The sequence below is a fragment of the Aeromicrobium sp. Root495 genome (assembly GCF_001426755.1).
Taxonomy (GTDB): domain Bacteria; phylum Actinomycetota; class Actinomycetes; order Propionibacteriales; family Nocardioidaceae; genus Aeromicrobium.
On sequence record NZ_LMFJ01000001.1, the window covers coordinates 42,634 to 67,565 of the forward strand.

At 71.4% G+C, this 24,932-nt stretch carries 26 protein-coding genes; 21 read left to right on the forward strand and 5 right to left on the reverse strand.

Annotation, left to right across the window (positions count from 1 at the left end; all coding sequences use genetic code 11):
• Positions 1-168 precede the first annotated feature (168 nt).
• Entirely contained in the window at positions 169-1,323 is a 1,155-nt protein-coding gene (locus ASD11_RS00210; RefSeq protein WP_056281642.1) for a pyridoxal phosphate-dependent aminotransferase, read from the reverse strand.
• Positions 1,324-1,479: 156 nt separating this feature from the next.
• Between ASD11_RS00210 and ASD11_RS00215 the strand changes: the two genes are divergently transcribed.
• The 8 genes from ASD11_RS00215 to fbaA all read left to right on the forward strand — a co-directional run bounded on the left by ASD11_RS00215 (position 1,480) and on the right by fbaA (position 9,271).
• Positions 1,480-2,946, forward strand: a complete 1,467-nt coding sequence (locus ASD11_RS00215; RefSeq protein WP_056281645.1) for a DUF1800 domain-containing protein — start codon at positions 1,480-1,482, stop codon at positions 2,944-2,946.
• Positions 2,943-4,196 carry a DUF1501 domain-containing protein gene (locus ASD11_RS00220; protein WP_056281648.1) on the forward strand — a complete coding sequence of 418 codons (1,254 nt, stop codon included), beginning with the start codon at positions 2,943-2,945 and terminating at the stop codon, positions 4,194-4,196. Before ASD11_RS00215 ends, ASD11_RS00220 begins: the two co-directional genes overlap by 4 nt.
• A gap of 167 nt (positions 4,197-4,363) precedes the next feature.
• Positions 4,364-5,083 (forward strand): class E sortase, encoded by a 720-nt coding sequence (locus tag ASD11_RS00225; protein WP_056281654.1) that lies wholly within the window; start codon positions 4,364-4,366, stop codon positions 5,081-5,083.
• Complete coding sequence (pyrE, locus tag ASD11_RS00230) at positions 5,080-5,730, forward strand: orotate phosphoribosyltransferase (protein WP_235503218.1); 651 nt, start codon at positions 5,080-5,082, stop codon at positions 5,728-5,730. Before ASD11_RS00225 ends, pyrE begins: the two co-directional genes overlap by 4 nt.
• The gene (locus ASD11_RS00235; RefSeq protein ID WP_056281659.1) at positions 5,717-6,370 is read left to right on the forward strand and encodes a TrmH family RNA methyltransferase; all 654 of its coding nucleotides are present in this window, start codon (positions 5,717-5,719) and stop codon (positions 6,368-6,370) included. Before pyrE ends, ASD11_RS00235 begins: the two co-directional genes overlap by 14 nt.
• A complete protein-coding gene (locus tag ASD11_RS00240) occupies positions 6,367-6,849 on the forward strand; it encodes a GNAT family N-acetyltransferase (protein WP_056281662.1) in 483 nt (160 codons plus the stop codon). The genes ASD11_RS00235 and ASD11_RS00240 overlap by 4 nt, the downstream gene beginning before the upstream one ends.
• Before the next feature lie 9 nt (positions 6,850-6,858).
• A complete protein-coding gene (locus ASD11_RS00245; RefSeq protein ID WP_056281665.1) occupies positions 6,859-8,214 on the forward strand; it encodes an FAD-dependent oxidoreductase in 1,356 nt (451 codons plus the stop codon).
• A 37-nt stretch (positions 8,215-8,251) separates the two neighbouring features.
• The gene (gene fbaA / locus ASD11_RS00250; RefSeq protein ID WP_056281668.1) at positions 8,252-9,271 is read left to right on the forward strand and encodes a class II fructose-bisphosphate aldolase; all 1,020 of its coding nucleotides are present in this window, start codon (positions 8,252-8,254) and stop codon (positions 9,269-9,271) included.
• A gap of 100 nt (positions 9,272-9,371) precedes the next feature.
• On the opposite strand, the gene ASD11_RS00255 is transcribed toward fbaA, so the two are convergent.
• On the reverse strand, positions 9,372-9,788 hold the full coding sequence (locus tag ASD11_RS00255; RefSeq protein WP_056281672.1) for a MarR family winged helix-turn-helix transcriptional regulator: 417 nt from the start codon (positions 9,786-9,788) through the stop codon (positions 9,372-9,374).
• Positions 9,789-9,873: 85 nt separating this feature from the next.
• Between ASD11_RS00255 and ASD11_RS00260 the strand changes: the two genes are divergently transcribed.
• Positions 9,874-11,358, forward strand: a complete 1,485-nt coding sequence (locus ASD11_RS00260) for an MFS transporter (RefSeq protein ID WP_056281674.1) — start codon at positions 9,874-9,876, stop codon at positions 11,356-11,358.
• Between the two features lie 34 nt (positions 11,359-11,392).
• The gene (locus ASD11_RS00265; protein WP_056281678.1) at positions 11,393-11,797 is read left to right on the forward strand and encodes a DUF3151 domain-containing protein; all 405 of its coding nucleotides are present in this window, start codon (positions 11,393-11,395) and stop codon (positions 11,795-11,797) included.
• Positions 11,798-11,881: 84 nt separating this feature from the next.
• Here the strand turns inward: ASD11_RS00265 and ASD11_RS00270 are convergent, their stop codons facing one another.
• Positions 11,882-12,772 carry a diacylglycerol/lipid kinase family protein gene (locus ASD11_RS00270; RefSeq protein WP_056281680.1) on the reverse strand — a complete coding sequence of 297 codons (891 nt, stop codon included), beginning with the start codon at positions 12,770-12,772 and terminating at the stop codon, positions 11,882-11,884.
• 90 nt (positions 12,773-12,862) lie between these two features.
• Between ASD11_RS00270 and ASD11_RS00275 the strand changes: the two genes are divergently transcribed.
• The 11 genes from ASD11_RS00275 (at position 12,863) to ASD11_RS00325 (ending at position 24,156) form a co-directional block, all read left to right on the forward strand.
• Positions 12,863-14,149 (forward strand): adenylosuccinate synthase, encoded by a 1,287-nt coding sequence (locus tag ASD11_RS00275; RefSeq protein ID WP_056281683.1) that lies wholly within the window; start codon positions 12,863-12,865, stop codon positions 14,147-14,149.
• 94 nt (positions 14,150-14,243) lie between these two features.
• On the forward strand, positions 14,244-15,494 hold the full coding sequence (gene purD, locus ASD11_RS00280) for a phosphoribosylamine--glycine ligase (RefSeq protein ID WP_056281686.1): 1,251 nt from the start codon (positions 14,244-14,246) through the stop codon (positions 15,492-15,494).
• Between the two features lie 12 nt (positions 15,495-15,506).
• Entirely contained in the window at positions 15,507-16,928 is a 1,422-nt protein-coding gene (gene purB, locus ASD11_RS00285) for an adenylosuccinate lyase (RefSeq protein ID WP_056281689.1), read from the forward strand.
• A 332-nt stretch (positions 16,929-17,260) separates the two neighbouring features.
• Entirely contained in the window at positions 17,261-18,124 is an 864-nt protein-coding gene (locus tag ASD11_RS00290; protein WP_056281690.1) for a phosphoribosylaminoimidazolesuccinocarboxamide synthase, read from the forward strand.
• Positions 18,125-18,189: 65 nt separating this feature from the next.
• Entirely contained in the window at positions 18,190-19,743 is a 1,554-nt protein-coding gene (locus ASD11_RS00295) for a long-chain-fatty-acid--CoA ligase (RefSeq protein ID WP_056281693.1), read from the forward strand.
• Between the two features lie 102 nt (positions 19,744-19,845).
• Complete coding sequence (gene purS, locus ASD11_RS00300) at positions 19,846-20,088, forward strand: phosphoribosylformylglycinamidine synthase subunit PurS (protein WP_056281695.1); 243 nt, start codon at positions 19,846-19,848, stop codon at positions 20,086-20,088.
• Positions 20,085-20,765, forward strand: a complete 681-nt coding sequence (purQ, locus tag ASD11_RS00305; RefSeq protein ID WP_056281699.1) for a phosphoribosylformylglycinamidine synthase subunit PurQ — start codon at positions 20,085-20,087, stop codon at positions 20,763-20,765. Before purS ends, purQ begins: the two co-directional genes overlap by 4 nt.
• 36 nt (positions 20,766-20,801) lie before the next feature.
• Positions 20,802-21,020: an SCO4848 family membrane protein gene (locus tag ASD11_RS00310; protein ID WP_056281701.1), complete on the forward strand. Its 219-nt coding sequence runs from the start codon at positions 20,802-20,804 to the stop codon at positions 21,018-21,020.
• Positions 21,021-21,034: 14 nt separating this feature from the next.
• The gene (locus ASD11_RS00315) at positions 21,035-21,322 is read left to right on the forward strand and encodes a GNAT family N-acetyltransferase (RefSeq protein ID WP_056281704.1); all 288 of its coding nucleotides are present in this window, start codon (positions 21,035-21,037) and stop codon (positions 21,320-21,322) included.
• A gap of 166 nt (positions 21,323-21,488) precedes the next feature.
• Entirely contained in the window at positions 21,489-22,913 is a 1,425-nt protein-coding gene (locus ASD11_RS00320; protein WP_056281709.1) for a DEAD/DEAH box helicase, read from the forward strand.
• Between the two features lie 25 nt (positions 22,914-22,938).
• Positions 22,939-24,156 (forward strand): Nramp family divalent metal transporter, encoded by a 1,218-nt coding sequence (locus ASD11_RS00325; RefSeq protein WP_056281712.1) that lies wholly within the window; start codon positions 22,939-22,941, stop codon positions 24,154-24,156.
• On the opposite strand, the gene ASD11_RS00330 is transcribed toward ASD11_RS00325, so the two are convergent.
• Both ASD11_RS00330 and ASD11_RS00335 read right to left on the reverse strand, forming a co-directional pair.
• The gene (locus ASD11_RS00330; protein ID WP_056281714.1) at positions 24,153-24,533 is read right to left on the reverse strand and encodes a VOC family protein; all 381 of its coding nucleotides are present in this window, start codon (positions 24,531-24,533) and stop codon (positions 24,153-24,155) included. The two genes, ASD11_RS00325 and ASD11_RS00330, sit on opposite strands and share 4 nt — an antisense overlap.
• Before the next feature lie 16 nt (positions 24,534-24,549).
• Entirely contained in the window at positions 24,550-24,930 is a 381-nt protein-coding gene (locus ASD11_RS00335) for a hypothetical protein (protein ID WP_056281717.1), read from the reverse strand.
• Positions 24,931-24,932 lie beyond the last annotated feature (2 nt).

Consider the following 24,932-nt stretch of genomic DNA (forward strand, 5'->3'; position numbering starts at 1 on the left):
TTCGCAGCCCAGGGCGGTGAGCTGGCGTCCGTTCGGCGTCAGCTCAAGCACGAGAACGGACGCCAGGTCACCGCTCGACGGGTGGACCCCGCGGAACGGACGCCAGGTCACCGCCCGACGGGGTGGCCCCGCGGAGCGGACGCCAAGTCACCGCCCGACGGGCTCGGGTCAGGTGAAGGCGCGGGTGAGGCGGGTGACGGCCTCGGTGAGGACCTCGGGGCGCTTGCAGAAGGCCCAGCGGACGAGGGGACGGCCGGCGTCCTGGTCGTCGTGGAACACCTGGTGCGGCACAGCCACGACGCCGGCCAGCTCGGGCAGGCGCCGGCAGAAGTCGAGGCCGTCGTCGAAGCCCAGCGGGCGGATGTCTGTCGTGGCGAAGTACGTGCCCTGCGGCACGAAGACCTTCAGGCCGGCGGCCTCGAGCCCCGCGCACAGGAGGTCGCGGCGCTCCCGCATCCCGTCCGTGAACGACGTGAAGTACGCGTCGTCCATCCTCAGGGCGGCCGCGATGGCGGGCTGCAGCGGGGAGCCCGACGTGTAGGTGATGAACTGCTTGGCACCCATGACGGCGTCGACGAGGTGAGCCGGACCGCTCGCCCAGCCGACCTTCCAGCCCGTGAAGGCGAACGACTTGCCACCGCTGGAGATCGTGAGGGTCCGCTCCGCCATGCCGGGCAGCGTGGCGATCGGCACGTGCGGGACGCCGAAGGTGAGGTGCTCGTAGACCTCGTCGCTGATGACCACCAGGTCGTGCTCGACCGCCACGGCGGCGACCGCAGCCAGCTCGTCCGGTGTGAGCACCGTGCCGGTGGGGTTGTGCGGCGTGTTGAGCAGCACGGCCGTCGTGCGGGGCGTCACGGCAGCGCGCAGCGCCTCGACGTCGAGACGGAAGTCCGGTGCCCGGAGCGTGACGGGGCGGCGCACGCCGCCGGCCATCTGGATGACGGCCACGTAGGAGTCGTAGTACGGCTCGAGCACCAGCACCTCGTCGCCCGGGTCGACCAGGCCGAGGACGGCGGCGGCGATCGCCTCGGTCGCGCCCGTGGTCACCACGACCTCGCGGTCGGGATCGAGCGCGATCCCGTAGAAGCGGGACTGGTGGTCGGCCACGGCGGCGCGCAGCTCGGGCACGCCGATGCCCGGGGCGTACTGGTTGCGACCCGACCGCAGCGCGGCCACCGCGACGTCGACGACGGCGTCGGGTCCGTCGGTGTCGGGGAAGCCCTGCCCGAGGTTCACGGCTCCGGTCCGGGCGGCGAGCGCGCTCATCTCGGCGAAGATCGTCGTGCCCAGGCCGTCGAGACGTCGACTCTGAGTCTTCATGACCCATGAGCCTAGACCCGTCGACAGGCCGACCTGCCGGTGCGAGGATGGTGCCACCGACGAGGCTGGGAGTCCTCCGAGGGATCACGCCGTCGACAGACGGTGCTGAGTCACGTACGCGACGTCCGAGCGACGCGTCCAGGGGAGGGAGCCCCCATGGCCACTCGACGCAGTGCTGCCACCAAGCCCTCGGTCCTCTCCGAGGCCAATCGGCACCTCGTGAGCCGGTTCGGCCTCGGTGTCGACCACCAGCTCGTGAGCGACGTCCGGGCAGCGGGCTCGGGCGTGGCGTGGTTCGAGAAGCAGCTCACCCCGTCCAGGACCGCCGACACCGCCGCCGAGGCCGTCATCGGCTGGTACCCCGAGCTCAAGCACTCACCGGCCACGGCGTGGGCCAACGTCAAGAGCGAGAGGTCGAGCGCGTGGGAGTACGGCCTCGCGTTCAACCGGTACTCGATGGCGCGCAAGCTGCTCACGCGCCGCCACGTGCAGGAGGTCATGGTCGACTTCTGGAGCAACCTGCTCTACGTCCCGGCACACGAGGACAAGTCCTTCCCGTGGCGCTACGGCTACGACAACCTCATCCGGCGGTACGCCCTCACGAGCTACCGGACGCTGCTGCAGCAGGCGGTCGTGCACCCTGCCATGTCGGGCTGGCTGACCAACTACGACAACACCAAGAACGGCATCAACGAGAACCTCGGCCGGGAGCTCCTCGAGCTCTTCACGGTCGGACGCACCACGGGGTACACCGAGTCCGACGTCAAGAACGCGGCCCGGCTGCTCACCGGCTTCAAGGTCAAGGTCTTCGACGGGTTCGCGGCGTCCTACGACCCCCGCGACCACTGGACCGGCACCGTCAGGGTGCTGGGCTTCACGCACAGGAACACCTCCGCGGACGGCCGCCCCGCCCTCCAGGCCCTGCTGTCCTACCTCGCGCTCCACCCGGCCACGGCGCGTCGCGTCTCGCTGCGCCTGTGCCAGCGCTTCGTGTCCGACACCCCGTCGAGCACGCTCGTCCGCGCGGTGGCCTCGGCCTACACGAGGTCGGGGAGCGACGTGAAGGCCACGCTCCGAGCGCTGCGGACGCACCCGGAGTTCCTCGCGTCCCGGCGCCGGCGCATGCGAGCCCCGGTCGACGACGTCGTGGCCACCGCCCGGGTCCTGGGCCTGCGCCCCACACGTCCGACGGACGACGAGTCCTCCTTCGTGCAGCACGCCCTGTGGATGTCGAGCAGCATCGGTCAGGATCCCTACCGCTGGCCGCGTCCTGACGGCTTCCCCGAGACCACGGCCACCTACGCGTCGGCCGCCCGCATGGTGCGCAGCTGGCAGACCCACTATGCGCTGAGCGGAAACTGGTGGAAGTCGTCGTCGCTCTCGCGCCCGAGCGTCGCAGGCTCGCTCCCGGCGGCCTGGCCGCGCAGGCTCGACGAGCTCGTGGACCACCAGTCGCGGATCCTGCTGGGCCGGGTGCCCGAGGCCGGCGTCGTCTCCACGGTCTCGGCGATGCTCGGGCGGAAGCCCGACGACCGCTTCACGACCGTGTCCGAGGTGTCGGACTGGGAGCTCACCGTCATCAGGGGCGTCCTGCTCAACACACCGCAAGGAGTCTTGAAGTGAACGATCCCATCGACTGCGGCTGCCCCGACTACTCCGTGTCGCGCCGCTCGCTGCTCAGGGCGGCGGGGCTGGCCACCATGGCCGGCGTCGTCACGTCCATGGTCGGCGACGTGCTCACCTCGACCGTCTACGGCGAGACCGACGGCAACGTGCTCGTCGTGCTGTCGCTGCGCGGGGGCGCCGACGGTCTCTCCATGGTCGTTCCGCACGCCGAGGCGGCCTATGCCCGGGCGCGGCCCACGACCAAGGTCGCGACGTCGACGCTCCTGCACGCCGACGAGACCTTCGGCCTGCACCCGGCCTTCGCCCCGCTCTCGCCGTGGTGGCAGGCCAGGAAGCTCGCCGCCCTGCACGCCATCGGCCTGCCGGCACCGAACCGCAGCCACTTCGAGGCCATGGAGGCCGTCGAGGACGCCGACCCGGGCAGCTCCGCGCGCGTGGGCTGGATCAACCGGATGATCTCGGGCCTCTCGTCCTCGCCCGACGTCCTCGACCAGCTGCAGCTCGGCACCACCACCACGCCGACCGCCATGATCGGGTCGGCGCCGTCGCTCTCCGCGGTGCGCCTCGACGACCTCGCGATGCCGCTGGCGGAGGACGCCCGGCTGCTCCAGGCGTCGTCGGCGCTCATCCGCAGCTCCTACGCCAAGGCCGGTGGGATGGTCGGCGCGGCCGGCATCGACGCCCTCGACCTGGCCACGCGCGCCAGGACCATCGGCTCAGCCGTCAAGAACCAGCCCAGCAGGGCCACGTACGCCCAGTACTCCGACGCCGGGACCGCGCTGCAGCACGGCGCGCAGCTCATCAAGGCCGGTGTCGGGGTCAAGGCCGTGGCGATCGACGCCGGCGGGTGGGACCACCACGTGGGGCTGTCCTGGAACGTCAAGGCCACCATCAAGGAGCTGGCCACCAACCTGGCGGCCTTCTTCACCGATCTCGGTGCGGCCGGCGACCGCGTGACGGTCGTGACCCTGAGCGAGTTCGGGCGGCGGCTGCAGGAGAACGGCTCCGCGGGGGTCGACCACGGCTACGGCAACTGCGTCCTGGCCATGGGCGCAGGCGTCCGGGGCGGTCAGTACTACGCTCGCTGGCCCGGTCTCGACGCGGGTGAGCAGGTCGACGGCGACCTCGCTGTCACCACCGACTACCGCTCGGTCCTGGGCGAGATCCTGGCGAGCCGCTTCCCGACCGTCGACCGCTCGAAGGTCTTCCCGGGAGTGGCGGCCGCACCGCTGGGCTTCATGGCCTGAACGGCCGCTGGGCTCCCCGGGCATGGAAGCACCCCGCCGTTCTCGGGGGGTGAAACGGCGGGGTGTCGACATGATCATAGGACATCCGAGGGGTCAGGTGTCGCAAGGGGGCGAGACCTCCGTCACTGCGCCCCACGGTTCGCATCCGGATGAGACAATGGGCGACGATGACCACCGCCGATCCCTCCACGTTCCCCCCGTCCGCGCCACGGCGCCGACGGCGCTTCGGCGTCCGTCGCATGATCGGCGTCCTCCTCCTGCTCGCAGGTCTCGGGGTGCTCGGCTACGGCGCGTGGCAGTACTGGGGCACCAACATCGTCGCCAAGCAGCACCACGCCGAGGAGAAGCGGCTCATCGCCGACGCGTGGGGCCAGGGCAAGGACGGCAACGCCATCGGGCTGCTGCGCGTCGAGCGCTTCGGCAAGGACTACGAGGTCCCGATCGTGCGGGGCTTCAGCGACAAGGCACTCGCCGAGGGCGTCGGCTGGTACAAGAAGGGCGCCAAGCCGGGTCAGATCGGCAACTTCGTGATCGCCGGGCACCGCGTCACGCACGGCGAGCCGTTCCGCGACTTCCTGAAGCTGCGCAAGGGCGACAAGGTCGTCGTCGAGACGCGCAAGTACGTCTTCACCTACAAGCTCCGCAACGCCGGCGACAAGATCACGGTCCCCTTCACCACGTCGTGGCCCCTGCAGCCCGTGCCCGATCCCGACCTGCGCGGCGAGCCGCCCACCGAGCCCCTCCTCACGATGCTCACGTGCTCGGAGCTGTTCCACACCGACAACCGCAACGTCGTGGTCGGAGACCTCCTGAAGATCACCGACAAGGCCGACCCCAACGCCGAGGTCGATCCGCTGCCCGCCAAGAAGGAGTGGCTGGGGCTGTGATCCAGGACTACCAGCGCGCGTTCATCGAGTTCGCGCTCCAGCACGAGGTGCTGCGCTTCGGCGACTTCACGCTCAAGTCCGGGCGCCGCTCGCCCTACTTCTTCAACGCCGGCCAGCTCGACACCGGCGCCAAGCTGGCCGGCCTCGGACGCTTCTACGCCTCCGCCGTCGTCGACCGGGCTCCTGCCTTCGACGTGCTCCTGGGCCCGGCCTACAAGGGCATCCCCATCGCGGCGGCGACGGCCGTGCAGCTGCACGAGCAGCACGACCGCGACGTCCCGTGGTGCTTCAACCGCAAGGAGGCGAAGGCCCACGGTGAGGGCGGGACCATCGTCGGCTCGCCGCTGCAGGGCCGGGTCCTCGTGATCGACGACGTCATCACCGCCGGCACGGCCGTGCGCGAGGTCCTCGAGATCATCGCCGCCGCCGGTGCCGAGGTGGCGGGCGTCGTGGTGGCGGTCGACCGCCAGGAGCGCGGGCAGGGCGAGCTCTCCGCCATCCAGGAGGTCGAGCGCGACACCGGCGTGCCCGTGCACGCCATCATCACGCTGTCCGACGTCGTCGCCTACCTCGAGGAGACCGGCCGGCACGCCGAGCACCTCGACGCGATGCGCGCCTACCGGGCCGAGTTCGGTGTCGGGGCCTGACGCACGGCCTGAGGCAGGGCCCGAGGAAGGGCCGCCGCTCGAGGTGGGCGTCGGTCCCTGGGTCGGGGACTGGCCCCAGGACGACCGGCTCGACCCCGAGCTGCTGCGCGACGGCGACCGGCGCAACGTCGTCGACGCCTACCGCTACTGGACCGTCGAGGCCATCCGTGCCGACCTCGACACGAGGCGCCACCCGCTCCACGTGGTGATCGAGAACTGGAAGCACGACCTCAACATCGGCTCGGTGGTGAGGACCGCCAACGCCTTCAACGTCGCGGCCGTGCACGTCGTGGGGAGGCGACGCTGGAACCGGCGGGGAGCGATGGTGACCGATCGCTACCTCCACGTCGAGCACCATCCCGACGTCGACGACCTCGTGGCCTGGGCGCAGGCCGACGGCGTGCCGCTGTGGGGCGTCGACAACGTGGCGGGCTCCGTCCCGCTCGAGACCGCTCGGCTGCCGAGGTCGTGCGCCCTCGTCCTGGGGCAGGAAGGGACCGGCCTGAGCGACGAGGCCGTGGCCGCCTGCGGGACGACCCTGGCGATCGGCCAGTTCGGCTCCACGCGCTCCATCAACGCCGGTGCCGCGGCCGCCATCGCGATGCACGCCTGGGTACGGCTCCACGCCGGCCACTCATGAGCGCGGTCGGGATCTCCGCCGTCGACCCGGGCTCCCGGGCGGCGCGTGAGGCGGCGCACCAGTACTTCGCCGAGCTGGCGGCCACGTTCCCCGAGGGGTTCGACCCCGGACCCGACGACGTCGAGCCGTTCCGACCTCCCGGCGGCGCCCTGCTGCTGGCGCTCTCGCGGGACGACGTGCTGGGCTGCGTCGGGGTGCGGACCCTCCAGCCGGGCACGGCCGAGGTGAAGCGGCTCTGGGTCCGCGAGGACGCGCGGGGGAGCGGCCTGGGGCGCCGGCTGCTGCAGGCGGCCGAGGAGTCTGCGGCGCGTACCGGCTCGACGCTGCTGCGGCTCGACACGCACGCGAGCCTCGCGGCCGCGCGCCGTCACTACGACCGCTCGGGCTACCGGGAGGTCCCCGCGTACAACGACAACCCCTACGCGGCGCTCTGGTTCGAGAAGACGATCCGCGCTGCGGAGGTGGGCCGCCCCTCCTAGGCTCGGGCCATGGCGACAGTCGTGGTGATCGGTGGGGACGCAGCGGGCATGTCCGTCGCGGCAGGACTGCGGCGTCAGCTGCCCGAGGAGCACGAGGTCGTGGTGCTCGAGCGCGGACACGACGTCTCCTACTCGGCGTGCGGCATCCCGTACTGGGTCGCGGGCGAGGTCGACTCCGCCGAGGACCTCGTGGCGCGCACACCCGAGGAGCACGTGCGTCACGGCATCGACCTGCGGCTCGGCGTCGAGGCGCTCTCGCTCGACCTCGAGGGCAGGACGGTCCGCACGAGCGACGGCGACGTCGCGTTCGACCACCTGGTGCTGGCCACCGGGGCGGAGCCCGTCCGACCAGACCTCCCCGGCATCGAGGCCCAGGGGATCCTCGGCGTCCAGTCGCTCGACGACGGCCGGGCGGTGCTCGACGCGCTCGCCGACCGTCCCCGGCACGTCGTCGTCGTCGGAAGCGGCTACATCGGCCTCGAGATGGCCGAGGCCTGCACCACCCGGGGCTTCGACACCACGGTGGTGGAGCGCAGCGAGGTGCCGCTGGGACTCATCGAGCCCCAGCTGGGCGAGCACGTGGCCGACGCCATGAGGGCGCGTGGCATCGAGCTGCGCACCGGCTCCGCGGTGAGCGAGTTCCGGGTCACGGACGGCCGGGTGTCGGCCGTCGTGGTCGACGGCAAGGAGCTGTCCGCCGACCTCGTCATCCTCGGCCTCGGCGTGGGCGCCCGGTCCCGGCTGGCCCAGGACGCCGGCGTCGCCACGGGCCCCAAGGGCGCTCTTCTGGTCGACCCCCACGGACGGGTCGAGGGCCATCGGGGTCTCTGGGCCGCCGGCGACTGCGTCGCCAGCGTCGACCGCACCACCGGCGAGCGGGTCCATGTCGCGCTGGGCACCCACGCCAACAAGCAGGGCATGGTCGTGGCGGGTGCGCTCGCGGCCGAGCTCCTCGGCGAGGAGCCGCACTGGGCCTTCCCGGGCGTCGTGCAGACGGCCATCACCCGGTTCTGCTCGCTCGAGGTCTCGCGCGTGGGGCTCGGCCGGAAGCAGGCCGAGGACGCGGGCTTCGACCCGGCGGTCGTGGCCATCGACACCACCACGCACGCCGGCTACCTCTCCACGGCCCGGCCCATGACGGTCCTCATGGTCGCCGACCGCGGCACCCGTCGGCTCCTCGGTGTCCAGGTGGTCGGTGGCGAGGGGGCGGGGCTGCGGATCGATGCCGCGGCGGTCGCCATCACCGCCGCCATGACGGTCGACGACGTCGTGATGCTCGACCTGGCCTACGCGCCGCCGTTCTCGTCGGTGTGGAGCCCCATCCAGGTGGCTGCCCGTGCCATGGCCAAGGAGCTGGGGTACTAGGCTGCGACGCAAGCCTTACCCCTCTGGAGGAGCCTGCATGCCCGTCGCAACCCCCGAGATCTACGCCGAGATGCTCGACAAGGCCAAGCGCGAGTCGTTCGCGTACCCGGCCATCAACGTCTCCTCGTCCCAGACCCTGAACGCCGCGCTCGCCGGCTTCGCCGAGGCCGGGTCCGACGGGATCATCCAGGTCTCCACGGGCGGCGCCGAGTACTTCTCCGGCCCCACCGTCAAGAACATGGTGTCGGGCTCGCTGGGCTTCGCGGCCTTCGCGCAGGAGGTCGCCAAGCAGTACCCGATCAACGTGGCCCTCCACACCGACCACTGCCCCAAGGACAAGCTCGACGGCTTCGTGCGGCCGCTCATCGCCGCCTCGCTCGAGCGGGTCAAGGGCGGCGGCCTGCCGTACTTCCAGTCGCACATGTGGGACGGCTCGGCCGTGCCGCTAGACGAGAACCTCGTCATCGCCCAGGAGCTCCTCGCCCAGGCAGCGGCGGCGAACATCATCCTCGAGGTGGAGATCGGTGTCGTCGGCGGCGAGGAGGACGGCGTCGAGGGTGGCATGGGCGAGCACCTGTACACCACCCCCGAGGACGCGCTGGCCACCGTCGAGGCCCTGGGCCTCGGCGAGAAGGGCCGCTACCTCACCGCCCTCACGTTCGGCAACGTGCACGGCGTCTACAAGCCGGGCAACGTCAAGCTGCGCCCCGAGGTCCTCAAGGCCGCGCAGGAGGCCGTCGCCGGCAAGTACGGCAAGGACGCCCCGTTCGACTTCGTCTTCCACGGCGGCTCGGGCTCGCTGCCCCAGGAGATCTCCGACGCCGTCGACTACGGCGTCGTCAAGATGAACGTCGACACCGACACGCAGTACGCGTTCACGCGCCCCGTCGCGGGCCACATGCTGGCCAACTACGACGGCGTCCTCAAGATCGACGGCGAGGTCGGCAACAAGAAGGTCTACGACCCGCGCGCGTGGGGCAAGGCTGCCGAGGCCGGCATGTCGGCCCGCGTCGTCCAGGCCTGCCAGGACCTCCGCTCCGCCGGCACCCAGCTCTGACCCCAGGCCCGGTTCACCACGGTCCCACGGAAGACTTCACTCCCCACGGCCTGCAGGCCGTGGGGAGTGAGTCTTTTCCGTGGGGTGTGGGCCGGCGACCTCAGGGACGGGGGAGCAGCAGACCCTCGGCGGCCGTGGCGCACTCCGAGGACTCGTCGCGCAGGATGGCGCGCTGGGTGGGCCGGGCGGCGTCGAATCGCTCCGTGCCGGCCGGCGTGATGCACACGCGGACCGAGCGGCGGTCGTCGGCGCACATGGCTCGCGAGACGAGACCCGCCGCCTCGAGCTTGCTGACGAGCCGGGAGAGCGCGCTCTGCGTGAGGTGGGCGTGCTCGCCGAGCCGGCTCATGCTGAGCGACTCGTCCGAGCCCCGCAGCTGCTGCAGCACCTCGAACTCCGACGACGTGAGTCCGTGCTCGGCCTGGAGCTCGCGGTCGAGGCGGCACACGAGCCGGTTGTACCGCGCCATGAGCTCGTGCCACGACGTCGCGAGGGCGTCGTCGGCGCGTTTCGTCATGTGATCACCTTAACATCCACGTGCACAATATGTTAACGAAATATTTGTTTGCGAATCTAATGCACATGCATATAACGTGGCCGACATGACCTCACTCCTCACCCGCCCCGGGACCGACGTCCCGCCGCTGCACCTCACGGAGCGCGACGGCTGGACCCGGTCCACGTGGATCCTTCTCGTCGTCCTCTGCGGCGCCCTCTTCCTCGACGGACTCGACATCTCCATGGTCGGCGTGGCCCTGCCCTCCATCGGCGCCGAGCTCGACATGGCACCGTCGATGCTCCAGTGGATCGTGAGCGGCTACGTCCTCGGCTACGGCGGCCTGCTCCTGCTGGGCGGGCGCGTCTCCGACCTCGTCGGCCGGCGCCAGGTGTTCCTGGCTGCGGTGGCCGTCTTCGGCGTGGCCTCGGTGGCCAGCGCCCTCGTGAGCGACCCGTCCCTCCTCATCGCCCTGCGCTTCGTGAAGGGCGTGGCCGCAGCGTTCACGGTCCCGTCCGGCCTCTCGATCATCACCACGACCTTCGCCGAGGGCCCCGCGCGCAGCCGCGCCCTGAGCATCTACACGGTGTGCGGCGCCAGCGGCTTCTCCCTCGGCCTCGTCTTTGGCGGCATCCTCACGGAGGTCGGTTGGCGCGCGACGATGCTGCTCCCCGGCCCGCTGGCCCTCCTGATCCTCGCGGCCGGCTGGACCGTCGTGCCGCGCGCGGCCAAGGAGCGCTTCTCCCTCGCCCACTTCGACGTCGTGGGTGCCGTCACCAGCACCGCCGCGCTCCTGCTCCTCGTCTTCGCCGTCGTCCAGGCGCCCGAGGTGGGCTGGACGAGCGCGCAGACCGTCGGGTCGCTCGTCGTGAGCCTCGCCCTCGCCGCGACGTTCTTCACCGTCGAGTCCCGGCACGACCACCCGCTCTTCCGGCTCGGCATCGCCCGGTCGGCGCACATCCTGCACGCCAACGCGATCGGCGCCCTCATGTTCGGCAGCTACGCCGCGTTCCAGTTCGTCGTGACCCTCTACCTGCAGGACGTGCTCGGCTGGTCGCCCACGGCCATGGCGCTCGGCTTCCTGCCGGCGGGCCTGCTCGTGGTGCTGAGTGCCTTCAAGATCGACGCCGTGCTGGAGCGGTTCGGCACGGTGCCGCTCATCGGGCTCGGCATGGCGGCGTTCCTCGGCGGCTACCTGCTCTTCCTGCGGGCGACGGCCGGCATGTCGTACGCGGCGTTCCTGCTGCCGACGATCGTCCTGCTCGGGGTCGGCTTCGCGCTGTGCTTCCCGTCGATCAACTCGCAGGCCACGTCCGGCGTGGCCGACCACGAGCAGGGACTCGCCTCGGGCCTCGTGAACACGAGCGTCCAGGTGGGCGGCGCCGTCACCATCGCCGTCGTCACGGCCATCCTCGGGTCGGCCACGGGACCCGCCGACACGCTGCCGGGGATGGACGCAGCGGTGGCGCTGGTGAGCGGGCTCGCCGCGGTGGGGCTGGCCGGCACGGTCGCGCTCCTCGCGACGTCCGCCGTCCGTCGTCGCCGGGTCGCCGCCGCACCGGTCGTCGCGGACAGCGTCTGCTGCGCGTGAACGACCTCCGGGGTCGGCTGGCTAGGGTCAGGGCATGAGCAACCTGCTGGGCGAGCCGCCCGAGACCCTGCTGCCGGCCGACCCCGGAGCCGCCGAGATCGCCGAGGGCACCGACGTGCGCAACGTCGTGGCCGCGCACCCCGACTCCACCCTCGGGTGGGCCCTCCTCGCGGAGGGCGCGCTGGACGACGGCCTCGACCTCGAGGGCTACGCCTTCGCGCGCACCTCGTACCACCGCTCGCTCGACCTGCTGCGCCGCAACGGCTGGAAGGGCCACGGCCCCGTGCCGTGGTCGCACGAGCCCAACCAGGGCTTCCTGCGCTCGCTCGCGGCACTGGCCGAGGCGTCGGTCCGCGTGGGCGACGACGCCGAGGCGCACCGCTGCCGCGAGTTCCTGCACGAGTCGAGCCCCGAGGCGTACGCCGAGCTCGTCGACTGACTCACGCCCCACGGCAAGCGCTGACGCCCCACGGGAGATCTCCCGTGGGGCGTCACGTCTCCCCCGACCCCGTGGTGAACCGGGCTAGGGGACGAGAAGGCGAAGACGGCCGGGCTGGACCGTCCAGGTGTGCGTGCGGCCGGGCTCGCCGATGTCGCCGTCGAGGTTGGCGGCCATGCTCTCGCCGCGCACCGTCACGGTGGTGGCCTGGCGGTAGACCACGTCGTCGCGCATGGGGTGGCGTCCGCGGCGCAGGCGCCAGGCGTAGCCGAGCCGGTGCCAGCGCGGAGTGGACCAGGAGACCGCGACGTCCAGGAGCCCGTCGAAGGGGTCGGCGTCGGGGAGCAGCGGAGCGCCGCCACCGACGTACTTGCCGTTGCCGACCGCCACCTGCAGCAGCCGCCGGGGCGACTTCACGCGCTGGCCGTCGATCTCCACGACGGCGTCGACGCCGCGCCCCGTGACTCCGGCGACGATCGTGCCGATGGCGTAGCCCACCGGGCCGAGCGCCTTCTTCCACGGCTCGGCGGCGACGTTGGCGTGGACGCCCAGACCCACGTGCACGGCGTTGATGACGATCTCGCCGTCCTGGTCGCGCACGAGGTCGGCGCGGCGCTCGGTGCACGACAGCACCTGGCCGGCGGCCTCCATGGTGTCCTCCGCCATGCCGATGGTGCGCACGAAGTCGTTGCCCGTGCCGAGGGGGACGACGGCCACGGCCACGTCCTCGAGCAGGTCGAACCGGTCGAGCGCGGACACGACGGCGTGGATGCTGCCGTCGCCGCCCAGCACCAGGACCGTGCCGCCGACCGCCTCCTTGACCACCGGCTCGAGCTCCTCGGGACTCGAGGTCCGGTGCAGCACGACGTCGATCTCGGGGCGCAGCAGGGCGACCACCGCGTCGACGATCTCGTCGTCGTTGCCACCGGCCGCTGCGTTGGCCACCAGCACCCATGGCCTGTCGGGAGTCGTCATCAATGGTCAGCGTAGGTGCACAACCGATAGGCTGCGTCGGTAAGAGCCCCGTGACCGGGGCTTGTCTTCTGTGCGAGGTGGTGCGATCCCATGCCTGCAGTCGTGATCGTCGGGGCTCAGTGGGGCGACGAGGGCAAGGGCAAGGCGACCGACCTGCTCGGCAGCCGCGTCGACCTCGTGGTCAAGTTCAACGGCGGCAACAACGCGGGTCACACCGTCGTCATCGGCGACGAGAAGTACGCGTTGCACCTGCTGCCCAGCGGCATCCTGAGCCCGGGCTGCACGCCCGTCATCGGCAACGGCGTCGTCGTCGACCTCGAGGTGCTCTTCCACGAGATCGACGGTCTCGAGGCGCGCGGCATCGACACGAGCCGTCTCGTGGTGAGCGCCAACGCGCACGTCATCGCCGACTACAACCGCACGCTCGACAAGGTCACCGAGCGCTTCCTCGGCAGCCGCAAGATCGGCACCACCGGACGCGGCATCGGCCCCACCTACGCCGACAAGATGAACCGCCTCGGCGTCCGCGTGCAGGACCTCTTCGACGAGAAGATCCTGCGAGCCAAGGTCGAGGGCGCGCTCGAGCTCAAGAACCAGATCCTCACCAAGGTCTACAACCGTCGCTCCGTCGACGTCGACGAGGTGGTGGAGGAGCTGCTCGGCTACGTCGAGCGCCTGCGGCCCATGGTCGCCGACACCCCGCTGCTGCTCCACGAGGCGCTCGAGCGCAACGAGACGGTGCTGCTCGAGGCGGGCCAGGCCACGCTGCTCGACGTCGACCACGGCACGTACCCGTTCGTCACGTCGTCGTCGGCCACCACCGGCGGCGCCTGCACCGGCTCCGGCATCGCGCCCACCCAGATCACGCGGGTCATCGGCATCGTCAAGGCCTACGCCACGCGCGTGGGCGAGGGCCCGTTCCCCACGGAGCTCTTCGACGACGACGGCGAGACCCTGCGCCAGAACGGTGGCGAGTTCGGCACCACGACGGGCCGGCCCCGCCGCTGTGGCTGGTACGACGCCCCCATCGCTCGCTACGCCGCACGCATCAACGGGGTCACCGACTTCGTGCTCACCAAGCTCGACGTCCTCACCGGCTTCGAGCAGATCCCGGTGTGCGTGGCGTACGAGATCGACGGCGAGCGCGTGGAGGAGATGCCCATGACGCAGACCGACTTCCACCACGCCAAGCCGGTCTACGAGTACTTCCCCGGCTGGACCGAGGACATCTCCGGAGCGCGCTCGCTGGAGGACCTGCCGGCCAACGCCCAGGCCTACGTGGCGGCGCTGGAGAAGATCAGCGGCTCCAGGATCTCCACCATCGGCGTGGGTCCCGACCGCGAGCAGACGATCCTGGTGCACGACCTGCTCGACTGAGCAGGGACACCCAGCGCCGCAGCAGCCCGAGCAGGTCTCGAGGTCCCTGCCTCGATACCTCCCGGGCGTCCGCCGGGCACTAGGCTGACGTCCCGTGAAGACCCTCGTCATCGGAACCGGCGGCCGTGAGCACGCCCTCGCCCTCGCACTCTCGCGTGACCCCAACGTCACCGAGGTGCACGTGGCGCCGGGCAACCCCGGCGTCGAGGGCGTGGCCACCCTGCACGCGGTCGACCCGCTCGACGGCCAGGCCGTCGCGACGCTGGCGGTGTCGCTCGGTGCCGAGCTCGTCGTCGTCGGCCCTGAGGCGCCGCTCGTCGCAGGGGTGGCCGACGCCGTCCGCGCCGCCGGGATCCCGTGCTTCGGCCCCAGCCGCGAGGCCGCCCAGCTCGAGGGCTCCAAGGCGTTCGCCAAGGAGGTCATGGCGGCGGCCGAGGTGCCCACGGCCCTGGCCCGCGTGTGCGACACCGCCGAGGCCGTCGAGGCCGCGCTCGACGCCTTCGGCGCTCCGTACGTCGTGAAGGACGATGCCCTCGCCGCCGGCAAGGGCGTGGTCGTCACCGACGACCGCCAGGAGGCCGTCGACCACGCCGCACGCTGCGACCGCGTGGTCATCGAGGAGTTCCTCGACGGACCCGAGGTCTCCCTGTTCGCCATCACCGACGGCTCCACTGTCCTGCCGCTGCAGCCTGCTCAGGACTTCAAGCGTGCCCTCGACGCCGACGCAGGTCCCAACACCGGCGGCATGGGGGCCTACACCCCGCTGCCGTGGGCGCCGGACGACCTCGTCGCCGACGTCACGCGTCGCGTGCTCGTGCCCACCGTCCACGAGATGGCGCGCCGCGGGACTCCCTTCCAGGGCCTCCTCTACGCCGGGCTCGCGCTCACGAGCCGCGGCGTGCGGGTCATCGAGTTCAACGCCCGGTTCGGCGACCCCGAGACCCAGGCGCTCATGGCGCTGCTCGACACGCCGCTGTCCACGCTGCTGCACGGAGCGGCGACGGGCTCGCTCGCCGAGGTGGGACTGCCGGCCTGGAAGGACGCCTCCGCCGTCACGGTGGTCGTGGCCTCGGAGAACTATCCGGCCGCCCCGGTCACGGGCGACGTCATCGACGGCGTCGAGGCCGCTGACGCACTCGAGGGAGTCGACGTCATCCACGCCGGCACGGCACGCGACGCGGAGGGCCGGCTCGTCACGGCCGGCGGCCGTGTCCTGGCCGTCACGGCCGTGGGTGACGACCTGACCCAGGCCCGGGAGCGCGCCTACGCCGGCATCGAGCTCATCTCCGTGCGAGGCGCCCACCACCGCACGGACATCGCGCTCCGGGCCTCGCAGGACGCCTGAGAGAATAGGAGCGTGAGCACCCCCAACGTCCTGGCCTCCCGCTACGCCTCGGAGCAGATCGCCCGCATCTGGTCGCCCGAGCACAAGATCGTGCTGGAGCGTCAGCTCTGGATCGCCGTGCTCAAGGCACAGCGCGACCTCGGCATCGAGACGCCCGACGGCGTCATCGAGGCCTACGAGTCCGTCGTCGACCAGGTCGACCTCGCGTCCATCGCCGAGCGCGAGCGGGTCACCCGCCACGACGTGAAGGCGCGGATCGAGGAGTTCGCGGCCCTCGCCGGCACCGAGCACATCCACAAGGGCATGACGTCGCGCGACCTCACGGAGAACGTGGAGCAGCTCCAGGTGCGGGCCTCGCTCGAGGTGCTGCGCGGTCGCGCCGTCGCGACCCTCGTGCGGCTGGGACGGCTCTCGGCCGAGCACGCCGAGCTGGTCATGGCCGGCCGCAGCCACAACGTCGCCGCCCAGGCCACCACCCTCGGCAAGCGTTTCGCCACCGTGGCCGACGAGCTGCTCGTGGCCGTCGACCGCCTCGAGAACCTCCTCGTCCGCTACCCGCTGCGGGGCATCAAGGGGCCGGTCGGCACCTCGCAGGACCAGCTCGACCTCCTGGGGGGCGACGCCGAGAAGCTGGCCGAGCTGGAGCGTCGCGTCGCCGGCCACCTCGGCTTCGAGAATGTCCTCACGAGCGTCGGACAGGTGTACCCGCGCTCGCTCGACTACGAGGTGGTCACCGCCCTCGTCCAGCTCGTGGCGGCGCCGTCCAACCTCGCCACCACCATCCGGCTCATGGCAGGCAACGAGCTCGTCACCGAGGGCTTCAAGCCCGGCCAGGTCGGCTCGAGCGCCATGCCGCACAAGATGAACACCCGCTCGTGCGAGCGCGTCAACGGCCTCGCCGTCATCCTGCGGGGCTATGCCTCCATGGTGGGCGAGCTGGCCGGCGACCAGTGGAACGAGGGCGACGTCTCGTGCTCCGTGGTCCGGCGCGTGGCGCTCCCCGACGCGTTCTACGCCGCCGACGGCCTCTTCGAGACGTTCCTGACCGTGCTCGACGAGTTCGGCGTCTTCCCGGCCGTCATCCAGCGCGAGCTCGACCGCTACCTCCCCTTCCTCGCCACCACCAAGGTGCTCATGGCCGCGGTGCGGGCGGGAGTGGGCCGCGAGGTCGCCCACGAGGCCATCAAGGAGCACGCCGTCGCCGTCGCGCTCGAGATGCGCGAGAAGGGCACGGCCCGCAACGACCTCCTCGAGCGGCTCGGTGCCGACTCCCGCCTGGGCCTCAGCGAGGGCGACATCTCCTCCCAGGTCGCGGATCCCCTCACCTTCACCGGCGCGGCCGTCGCGCAGGTGGGCGACGTCGTCTCGCGCATCGAGGAGCTGGCCCGCCGCTACCCGGAGGCTGCCGCCTACGCCCCCGGCGACATCCTCTGAGCCCTCTCCGGGCGCTGTTCGCCTGACCGGGTCGAGGAGCTGGGGCAGCCGAGACCCGACCGGTGGCCGCGCCCGGTCGCGCCTTGTCCGCCGGGCCACGAGTCTGGCATTGTCTGCGCCATGGCTGCACCGGATCCTCCGTACCGCTGGGTCGGTCTCGTGGTCGCCGTCGGTGCGGTGCTCGCCGCGGTGCTCTACGACCCCGCCTGGTGGGACGTCTTCTCCTGAGCCGCGAGAGGCCGGGCACGAGGGCCACGGCCGGCCGGGTCGGCGGGTCTCAGCGGCTCGCCCGCGGACCCGCCCGGAGCGGGAGCGCCGCTAGGCTGTCTCCCGTGCCTCTTGACGTCCCCGGTGCCCAGCACCTCCACTCGGGCAAGGTCCGAGACCTCTACGAGCTCGAGGGCGGTGAGCTCCTCATGGTGGCCTCCGACCGCATCTCGGCGTTCGACTTCGTGCTGTCGCCGGGCATCCCCGACAAGGGCGAGATCCTCACGCGCATGTCGCTGTGGTGGTTCGACCAGCTGCTCGACATCGTGCCCAACCACGTGATCTCCACCCAGGTCCCGGAGCGGGTCCGCGGCCGGGCCCTCGTGTGCGAGAAGCTCGAGATGTTCCCCGTCGAGTGCGTCGTGCGGGGCTACCTCACCGGCTCCGGGCTCGCGGACTACCGCGCCACGGGCGAGGTGTGCGGTGTCGCGCTCCCCGAGGGGCTCGTCGACGGATCGCGGCTGCCTGAACCCATCTTCACCCCCGCCACGAAGGCCGACCTCGGCGAGCACGACGAGAACGTGAGCTTCGAGGCGATCGTCGAGACCATCGGCCGTGAGGCCGCCGAGGACGTCCGGACGCTGACCCTCGAGGTCTACGCCCGGGCCGAGTCGGTCGCGCGGGCCAGGGGCATCGTCCTGGCCGACACCAAGCTCGAGTTCGGCCGCCGCCCCGACGGCACCATCGTGCTGGCCGACGAGGTGCTCACGCCCGACTCCTCTCGCTTCTGGCCCGCCGACACGTGGGAGCCGGGGCGCGCCCAGGCGTCGTACGACAAGCAGTACGTGCGTGACTGGCTCGTGTCGCCCGAGAGCGGCTGGGACCGGGCGTCCGACACGCCGCCCCCGGACCTGCCCGCCGAGGTCGTCGAGGTCACGCGTGAGCGCTACGTGCAGGCCTACGAACAGCTCACGGGAGAGCGGTTCTGACGCACGACCGTACCCTCGGTAGGGTGTGAGCCAGACCTCACCCCCGCCTGCACCGAGGAGTCATCATGGCCAATCTTGCGTCGTTCCTGGAGACCTCAGCCCAGCAGTACCCCGACCGCACCGCCATCATCTTCGGCGACACGGAGCTGTCGTTCCCGCAGGTGAACGGCGCGGCCAACCAGGTGGCCAACCTCCTCGTCTCGCGCGGCATCGAGCCCGGCGACAAGGTGGCGCTCTCGTGCCCCAACCTCCCGTACTTCACGATCGTCTACTACGGCATCCTCAAGGCCGGCGCCACGGTCGTCCCGCTCAACGTGCTGCTCAAGGGTCGCGAGGTCGCGTACCACCTGGCCGACTCCGACGCCAAGGCCTACTTCGCGTTCGAGGGCACGGCCGACCTGCCCATCGGCGAGGCGGCCTGGGAGGGCTTCGAGGCCACCGAGTCGTGCGAGCAGTTCTTCCTCATCAAGCTCGACTCGGCTGCGCCGGCGCCGCTCGAGGGCCCCGAGCACTATGCCCCCCTCGTGGCCGAGCAGCCCCCGACGTTCGAGACCGTCGAGGTCGACGACGACGAGACCGCCGTCATCCTCTACACGTCGGGCACCACGGGCCAGCCCAAGGGCGCCGAGCTCCGGCACCGCAACATGCGTGACAACGCGCTGGCCGGCAAGGACCTCTTCGGCGCCGACGCCACCAACCCCGACACGTATCTCTGCGTGCTCCCGCTCTTCCACTCCTTCGGCCAGACCTGCATCCAGAACGGCGCCATCGCCTTCGGCGGCACCATCGTCATGCTGCCTCGCTTCGAGGCCAAGGCCGCGCTCGGCCTCATGGCCAAGCACCAGGTCTCCTACTTCGCCGGCGTCCCCACGATGTACTGGGGCCTGCTCGGTGCGCTCGACGAGAGCGTGGACGTCGAGACCCTGGCCAAGAACCTCCGCGTCGCCGCTGCGGGCGGGTCGGCGCTCCCGGTCGACATCCACCGTCAGTTCAAGGAGCGCTTCGGCGTCACGATCCTCGAGGGCTACGGCCTGTCCGAGACCTCGCCGGTCGCCTCCTTCTCGGTCTTCGGCGAGGAGCCCCGGGTCGGCTCCATCGGCAAGCCCATCCCGGGCGTCGAGATGAAGCTCATCAACGACGATTGGTCCGACGTCCCCGACGACGTGGATGCCGTGGGCGAGATCGCCATCAAGGGCCACAACGTCATGAAGGGCTACTACGACCGCCCCGAGGCCACGGCGGAGGCCATCCACGACGGCTGGTTCCGCTCCGGCGACCTCGCCAAGAAGGACGCCGACGGCTACTACTTCATCGTCGACCGCTCCAAGGACATGATCATCCGGGGCGGCTTCAACGTGTACCCGCGCGAGATCGAGGAGATCCTCATCAGCCACCCGGCCGTCTCGCTCGTGGCCGTCATCGGCGTGCCGCACGAGTCGCACGGCGAGGAGATCAAGGCCGTCGTGGTCAAGAACAAGGACCACGACGACGTCTCCGAGGCCGACCTCGTGGCGTGGGGCAAGGAGCAGCTCGCGGCCTACAAGTACCCGCGCGTCGTGGAGTTCCGCGACGAGCTGCCCATGACGTCCACCGGCAAGATCCTCAAGCGCGAGCTCTGAGACCGGTCGCGCAGCAGGGGCGTGAGTCGGACGCCGGGCGTGGAAGCCCGCGCGTTCCTCTCCGCGTTCCGGCCCCTCGACGCCGACCAGTAGGATCAAGCCATGCCTCGTGTGATCGTCGACGTCATGCCCAAGCCTGAGATTCTCGACCCGCAGGGCAAGGCCGTCCACGGCGCCCTGCCCCGTCTGGGCTTCTCCGGGATCAGCGACGTCCGTCAGGGCAAGCGCTTCGAGCTCCAGGTCGAGAACGTCGACGAGTCCACCCTCGCCGAGATCGCCACGATCGCCGAGACGCTGCTCTCCAACCCCGTCATCGAGGACTTCGCCGTCCGGGTGGATGCATGAGCCAGAGGGTCGGGGTCGTCACGTTCCCCGGGTCGCTCGACGACACCGACGCCCAGCGCGCCGTCCGTCTGGCCGGCGGTGAGCCCGTCGCTCTCTGGCACGGCGACCACGACCTCCAGGGCGTCGACGCCGTCATCCTGCCCGGCGGCTTCTCCTACGGCGACTACCTGCGCTGCGGAGCCATCGCGAGCTTCGCCCCGATCATGACCGAGGTCATCGCGGCGGCACAGGGAGGCCTGCCGGTCCTCGGCATCTGCAACGGCTTCCAGATCCTCTGCGAGTCGCACCTGCTGCCCGGTGCGCTCATCCGCAACGACCACCGCACGTTCATCTGCCGCGACCAGGTGCTCGAGGTCGAGAACGCCTCCACGTCCTGGACCTCCGACTACGAGGTGGGCCAGCGCATCACCATCCCGCTGAAGAACGGCGAGGGCGGCTTCGTCGCCGACGACGCCACGCTCGACATGCTCGAGGGGGAGGGTCGCGTGGTGTTCCGCTACGTCGACGTGAACCCCAACGGGTCGCTGCGCGGGATCGCCGGCATCACCAACGAGCGCGGCAACGTGGTCGGACTCATGCCCCACCCCGAGCACGCCGTCGAGGACCTCTGCGGTCCCGGCACCGACGGGCTGGGCTTCTTCACGTCGGCCGTCCGGCAGGTGCTGGCGTCAGCCTGACCGCTGTCGCTCCCACGGCGCGGATAGGCTCCCGGCGTGGAACTTCCTGTCGCCTGGTCGCTGCTCCTGCTCGTCGTCGCCGCCTGGAACCTGTTCATCTGGCCCCAGTTCTGGCGCCGCGTCACGAAGGACGGTCGCGCCCGCGACGCGGACGGGCGTCCCACGGCCTTCTTCCGTGTGCACGCCGTCCTGATCGGGGTGTCCCTCGTGCTGGCCGTGGCGGTGGGCGTCCTGGGAATCCTCACCCTCGTCTGAACGTTGTGGCAGGCATGAGCCACACCGTGACGTTCAACGCCGAGAAGCACCGCTACGAGATCGCCGTCGACGGCACCTTCGCCGGCCTCACCGAGGCGGTCCCGTCGGCCGACGACGCCGACGTGCTGGTCTTCCCCCACACCAAGGTCTTCGACGAGTTCGAGGGGCAGGGTCTCGCCTCGAAGCTCGTCTCCGGGGCGCTCGACGACGTGCGGGCGCAAGGGAAGAAGATCGTCGCGGAGTGCCCCTACGTGGCTCGCTTCGTGGAGAAGCACAGCGAGTACGCCGACCTCCTGGCGTGACCAACGTCCCTCCCAGGGATTCGTCGGAACCGCGCGCAGCCCGCTAGACTGCATGAGTCACGACCGCCCCGACGTCACCGTCGGTGAGGCGCTCGGCCCGACCACGTGTCGCGAATCGCGCGACGTTCGGAATCTCGGGCACACAACATTGTCTGAGAGCTCTTCCATGAATCCGTCCGTCCCCGGCACCGCCGTGCCCACCTTCTCCTCCCTCGGTCTCTCCGTCCCGCTCGAGCGTGCGCTCGCCCGCCAGGAGATCACCGCGCCCACCCCCATCCAGATCGCCGTCCTGCCGCCCGCGCTCAAGGGCCGCAACGTCCTGGGCCGTGCCAAGACCGGCTCCGGCAAGACGCTCTCGTTCGGCCTCCCGGTGCTCGCGCGCCTCGCCGAGGGCAAGCGTCAGCCCAAGTCGCCGCGCGCCATCATCCTGGTGCCCACCCGTGAGCTCGCCACCCAGGTCCACCGCGCGCTCTCGCCGCTGGCCGAGCCGCTGCACCTGCGCCTCATGACCGTCCTCGGCGGCATGCCCATCAACCGTCAGGCCCAGCGCCTGCGCGAGGGCGTCGACGTCGTCATCGCCACGCCCGGACGCCTCGGCGACCTGGTGCAGCGCGGCGACTGCCGCCTCGACCAGGTCGAGATCACCGTCCTCGACGAGGCCGACCACCTGTGCGACCTCGGCTTCTTCAAGCCCGTCGACGCGCTCCTGGCCGCCACGCCGCGCGCGGCCCAGCGCCTGCTGCTGTCGGCCACCCTCGACGGCGACGTGAACCGTCTCGTCAAGCGCCACCTGCCCGAGCACGTGCTGCACGAGATCGAGTCGTCCAAGGACCTCGAGGGCCCCATGGACCACCACCTGATCGTGGCCGAGCGCACCAACAAGTTCCAGACCGCGCACCGTCTGCTCGAGCAGAACCCGCGCACCATCGTGTTCGCCCGCACCCGTCGCGGCGCGTCGCGCCTGGCGCGTCAGCTCACCACCGGCGGCATCGACGCGGTCGACCTGCACGGCGACCTCAACCAGTCGCGCCGCGAGCGCAACCTCGCCCGGTTCAGCAAGGGCGACGCGGCCGTCATCGTGGCCACCGACATCGCGGCCCGTGGCATCCACGTCGACGACGTCAAGCTCGTCATGCACTACGACGCCCCGGCCGAGCACAAGGCCTACACGCACCGCTCCGGCCGCACGGCGCGCGCGGGCGAGGCCGGCACCGTCATCACGCTCACCACGCCCGAGGACCTCCGCGAGGTCGTGGCGCTGCAGCGCAAGGCCGGAGTCGCTGCTCGTCAGCACCGCGCCGACCGTCTCCCGGCCACGCTCACGGCCTCGACGCTGGCCGAGTCCGGCGAGATCGTCGCCGTGCAGCCCTCGTCGGGCGGTGGCCAGGGCCGCAGCTCCGGCGGCGGCTCGCAGGGCCAGAACCGCAACCGCAACCGCAGCCGCTCCGGTGGCCAGGGCGGCGGCCAGCCGCGCAGCCAGGGCGGCGGACAGTCCCGCGGCCAGGGTGGCGGCCGAGGTCGCAGCCAGGGATCCGCGGCCGGATCGTCCTCGCGTGGCAGCTCGCAGGGCGGACGCCCCTCCTACCGCTGACGTGCCGGTTGGCTAGGTTGTCGGCGTGCTCGTCCCGTCCCGCCTGGCCGTCCGGCTCGGTCTGCTCGGCCCCGCGTTCATCGCTGCGGTCGCGTACGTCGACCCCGGCAACGTGGCCACCAACGTCACGGCGGGGGCCGAGTTCGGGTACACGCTCGTCTGGGTCGTGGTGCTCGCCAACGTCATGGCGGTGCTCGTCCAGTACCTGTCGGCCAAGCTCGGCCTCGTCACGGGACGCTCGCTCGCGGGCAACCTGGGTGACCGGCTCCCGAGGCCGGCACGGCTGGCCTTCTGGGGCCAGGCCGAGGCCATCGCCATCGCCACCGACCTCGCCGAGGTCGTGGGCGGCGCCATCGCGCTGTACCTGATCTTCGACCTGCCGCTCGTGGTCGGGGCCGTGCTGACCGCCTCGGTCTCGCTCGTCCTCCTCCTCGTCGGCGACGCCCGGGGGCAGAAGGTCCTCGAGCGCACGATCATCGGCTTCCTCGCCCTGATCGCGGTCGGCTTCCTCGCCGGCCTCGTGGTCGCGCCGCCCGACGCGGGCGAGACCGTCGCCGGCCTGGTGCCGCGGTTCGACGGGTCCGAGAGCGTCCTGCTCGCGTCCGGCATCATCGGCGCCACCGTGATGCCGCACGTCATCTACCTGCACTCGAGCCTCACGAGCCACCGGGTCGAGCGGTGGGGGAGCGGCTACGACGTCCCGCAGCTGCTCCGGATCACGCGTGTCGACGTGGTGGCCGCCCTCGTGGTGGCGGGGCTGCTCAACCTCTCGCTCCTGCTCGTCGCCGCGCGCTCGCTCGCGGGCCTGCCGGGCACCGACACCCTGACCGGCGTGCACGACGTCGTGTCCTCGGAGCTGGGGGCGGGGGTGGCGCTCCTCTTCGCCGTCGCGCTGCTGGGGTCGGGCCTCGCCTCCACGTCGGTGGGTGCGGCCGCCGGTGCGGAGGTGATGGACGGCCTGCTGGGTCTTCGGATCCCGCTCGTGGTCCGGCGGGTGATCACGGTGATCCCGGCGCTGGTCGTGCTGCTGCTCGACGTCGATCCCAGCCGGGCGCTCGTCGTCTCCCAGGTGATCCTGTCCATGGGGATCCCGTTCGCGCTCGTGCCCCTCGTGGTGCTCACCGCTCGGCGCTCGGTCATGGGCCAGCACGTGAACCGGCGCTCGACCACCCTGGCGGCGAGCGTCGTGGCCGCCATCGTGATCACGCTGAACGTGGCGCTGCTCGTGCTGACCTTCGGCTAGGCGTGAGGCTCCAGGAACTCCAGCCGGTTCCCCCAGGGATCGGCAGCGTAGAACCGGTGGTGGCCGGGGAAGTGGTCGTCCCACGTGACCTGGTGTCCGTGCCGCTCGAGCCGGTCGGCGAGGGCCTGGATCGAGCCGACGAGGATCCCGGGGTGGGCCTTGAGTGCGGGTGCGAAGTCGCGCTCCACGCCGAGGTGCACCTCGAGTCCTCCGCCTCGGAACCAGCAGCCGCCCCGGGCGGCCAGGACCGGCGGCTTCGGCACCTCGGTCATGCCCAGGACCTGGCCCCAGAAGAGTCGGCACTCGTCCTCGGCGCCCTCCGGGACCGCGAGCTGGACGTGGTGCAGTCCCTGGAGGCTGTAGTCGGACGTGCTCATGGCTGGGCCACGCTCCTCAGGTGCCGAGACGGAGGTGCGGGCGGCCGCCCTCACCGCCGGTGGCCGTGACCACCCAGCGGCCCGGGGCGTCGACGACGACCTCGCCCAGCTTCACGAACTGGTAGACGCCGTCCTGCGTGGGCTGCTCGCCGCTGAGCGGCATCCGGCCGGGGACGATGGGCACGGGCTGGCCACCCTCGGGACCGAGGCCGACCTCGAGCGACGACGGCGGCTCGAACCGCCGCCCGTTGTCGCTGCGCTGACCGACCTCGCAGTAGTAGATGCTGACCTCCCCCGCCGGGAGGTCGAGGGTCGTCGTGCCGGGCACGTCCATCCAGCCGTAGGCGGAGCGACTCGCTCCGGTGAGGAACCCGCCGATCCCGTCGAGCAGTCCCATGT

Coding starts and splice junctions, on each gene's coding strand:
- ASD11_RS00210 (WP_056281642.1), bottom strand. CDS start 1,323: ATGAAGACTCAGAGTCGACGTCTCGACGGCCTGGGCACGACGATCTTC.
- ASD11_RS00215 (WP_056281645.1), top strand. CDS start 1,480: ATGGCCACTCGACGCAGTGCTGCCACCAAGCCCTCGGTCCTCTCCGAG.
- ASD11_RS00225 (WP_056281654.1), top strand. CDS start 4,364: ATGACCACCGCCGATCCCTCCACGTTCCCCCCGTCCGCGCCACGGCGC.
- ASD11_RS00240 (WP_056281662.1), top strand. CDS start 6,367: ATGAGCGCGGTCGGGATCTCCGCCGTCGACCCGGGCTCCCGGGCGGCG.
- ASD11_RS00245 (WP_056281665.1), top strand. CDS start 6,859: ATGGCGACAGTCGTGGTGATCGGTGGGGACGCAGCGGGCATGTCCGTC.
- fbaA (WP_056281668.1), top strand. CDS start 8,252: ATGCCCGTCGCAACCCCCGAGATCTACGCCGAGATGCTCGACAAGGCC.
- ASD11_RS00255 (WP_056281672.1), bottom strand. CDS start 9,788: ATGACGAAACGCGCCGACGACGCCCTCGCGACGTCGTGGCACGAGCTC.
- ASD11_RS00260 (WP_056281674.1), top strand. CDS start 9,874: ATGACCTCACTCCTCACCCGCCCCGGGACCGACGTCCCGCCGCTGCAC.
- ASD11_RS00265 (WP_056281678.1), top strand. CDS start 11,393: ATGAGCAACCTGCTGGGCGAGCCGCCCGAGACCCTGCTGCCGGCCGAC.
- ASD11_RS00270 (WP_056281680.1), bottom strand. CDS start 12,772: ATGACGACTCCCGACAGGCCATGGGTGCTGGTGGCCAACGCAGCGGCC.
- ASD11_RS00275 (WP_056281683.1), top strand. CDS start 12,863: ATGCCTGCAGTCGTGATCGTCGGGGCTCAGTGGGGCGACGAGGGCAAG.
- ASD11_RS00295 (WP_056281693.1), top strand. CDS start 18,190: ATGGCCAATCTTGCGTCGTTCCTGGAGACCTCAGCCCAGCAGTACCCC.
- purS (WP_056281695.1), top strand. CDS start 19,846: ATGCCTCGTGTGATCGTCGACGTCATGCCCAAGCCTGAGATTCTCGAC.
- purQ (WP_056281699.1), top strand. CDS start 20,085: ATGAGCCAGAGGGTCGGGGTCGTCACGTTCCCCGGGTCGCTCGACGAC.
- ASD11_RS00315 (WP_056281704.1), top strand. CDS start 21,035: ATGAGCCACACCGTGACGTTCAACGCCGAGAAGCACCGCTACGAGATC.
- ASD11_RS00320 (WP_056281709.1), top strand. CDS start 21,489: ATGAATCCGTCCGTCCCCGGCACCGCCGTGCCCACCTTCTCCTCCCTC.
- ASD11_RS00330 (WP_056281714.1), bottom strand. CDS start 24,533: ATGAGCACGTCCGACTACAGCCTCCAGGGACTGCACCACGTCCAGCTC.
- ASD11_RS00335 (WP_056281717.1), bottom strand. CDS start 24,930: ATGGGACTGCTCGACGGGATCGGCGGGTTCCTCACCGGAGCGAGTCGC.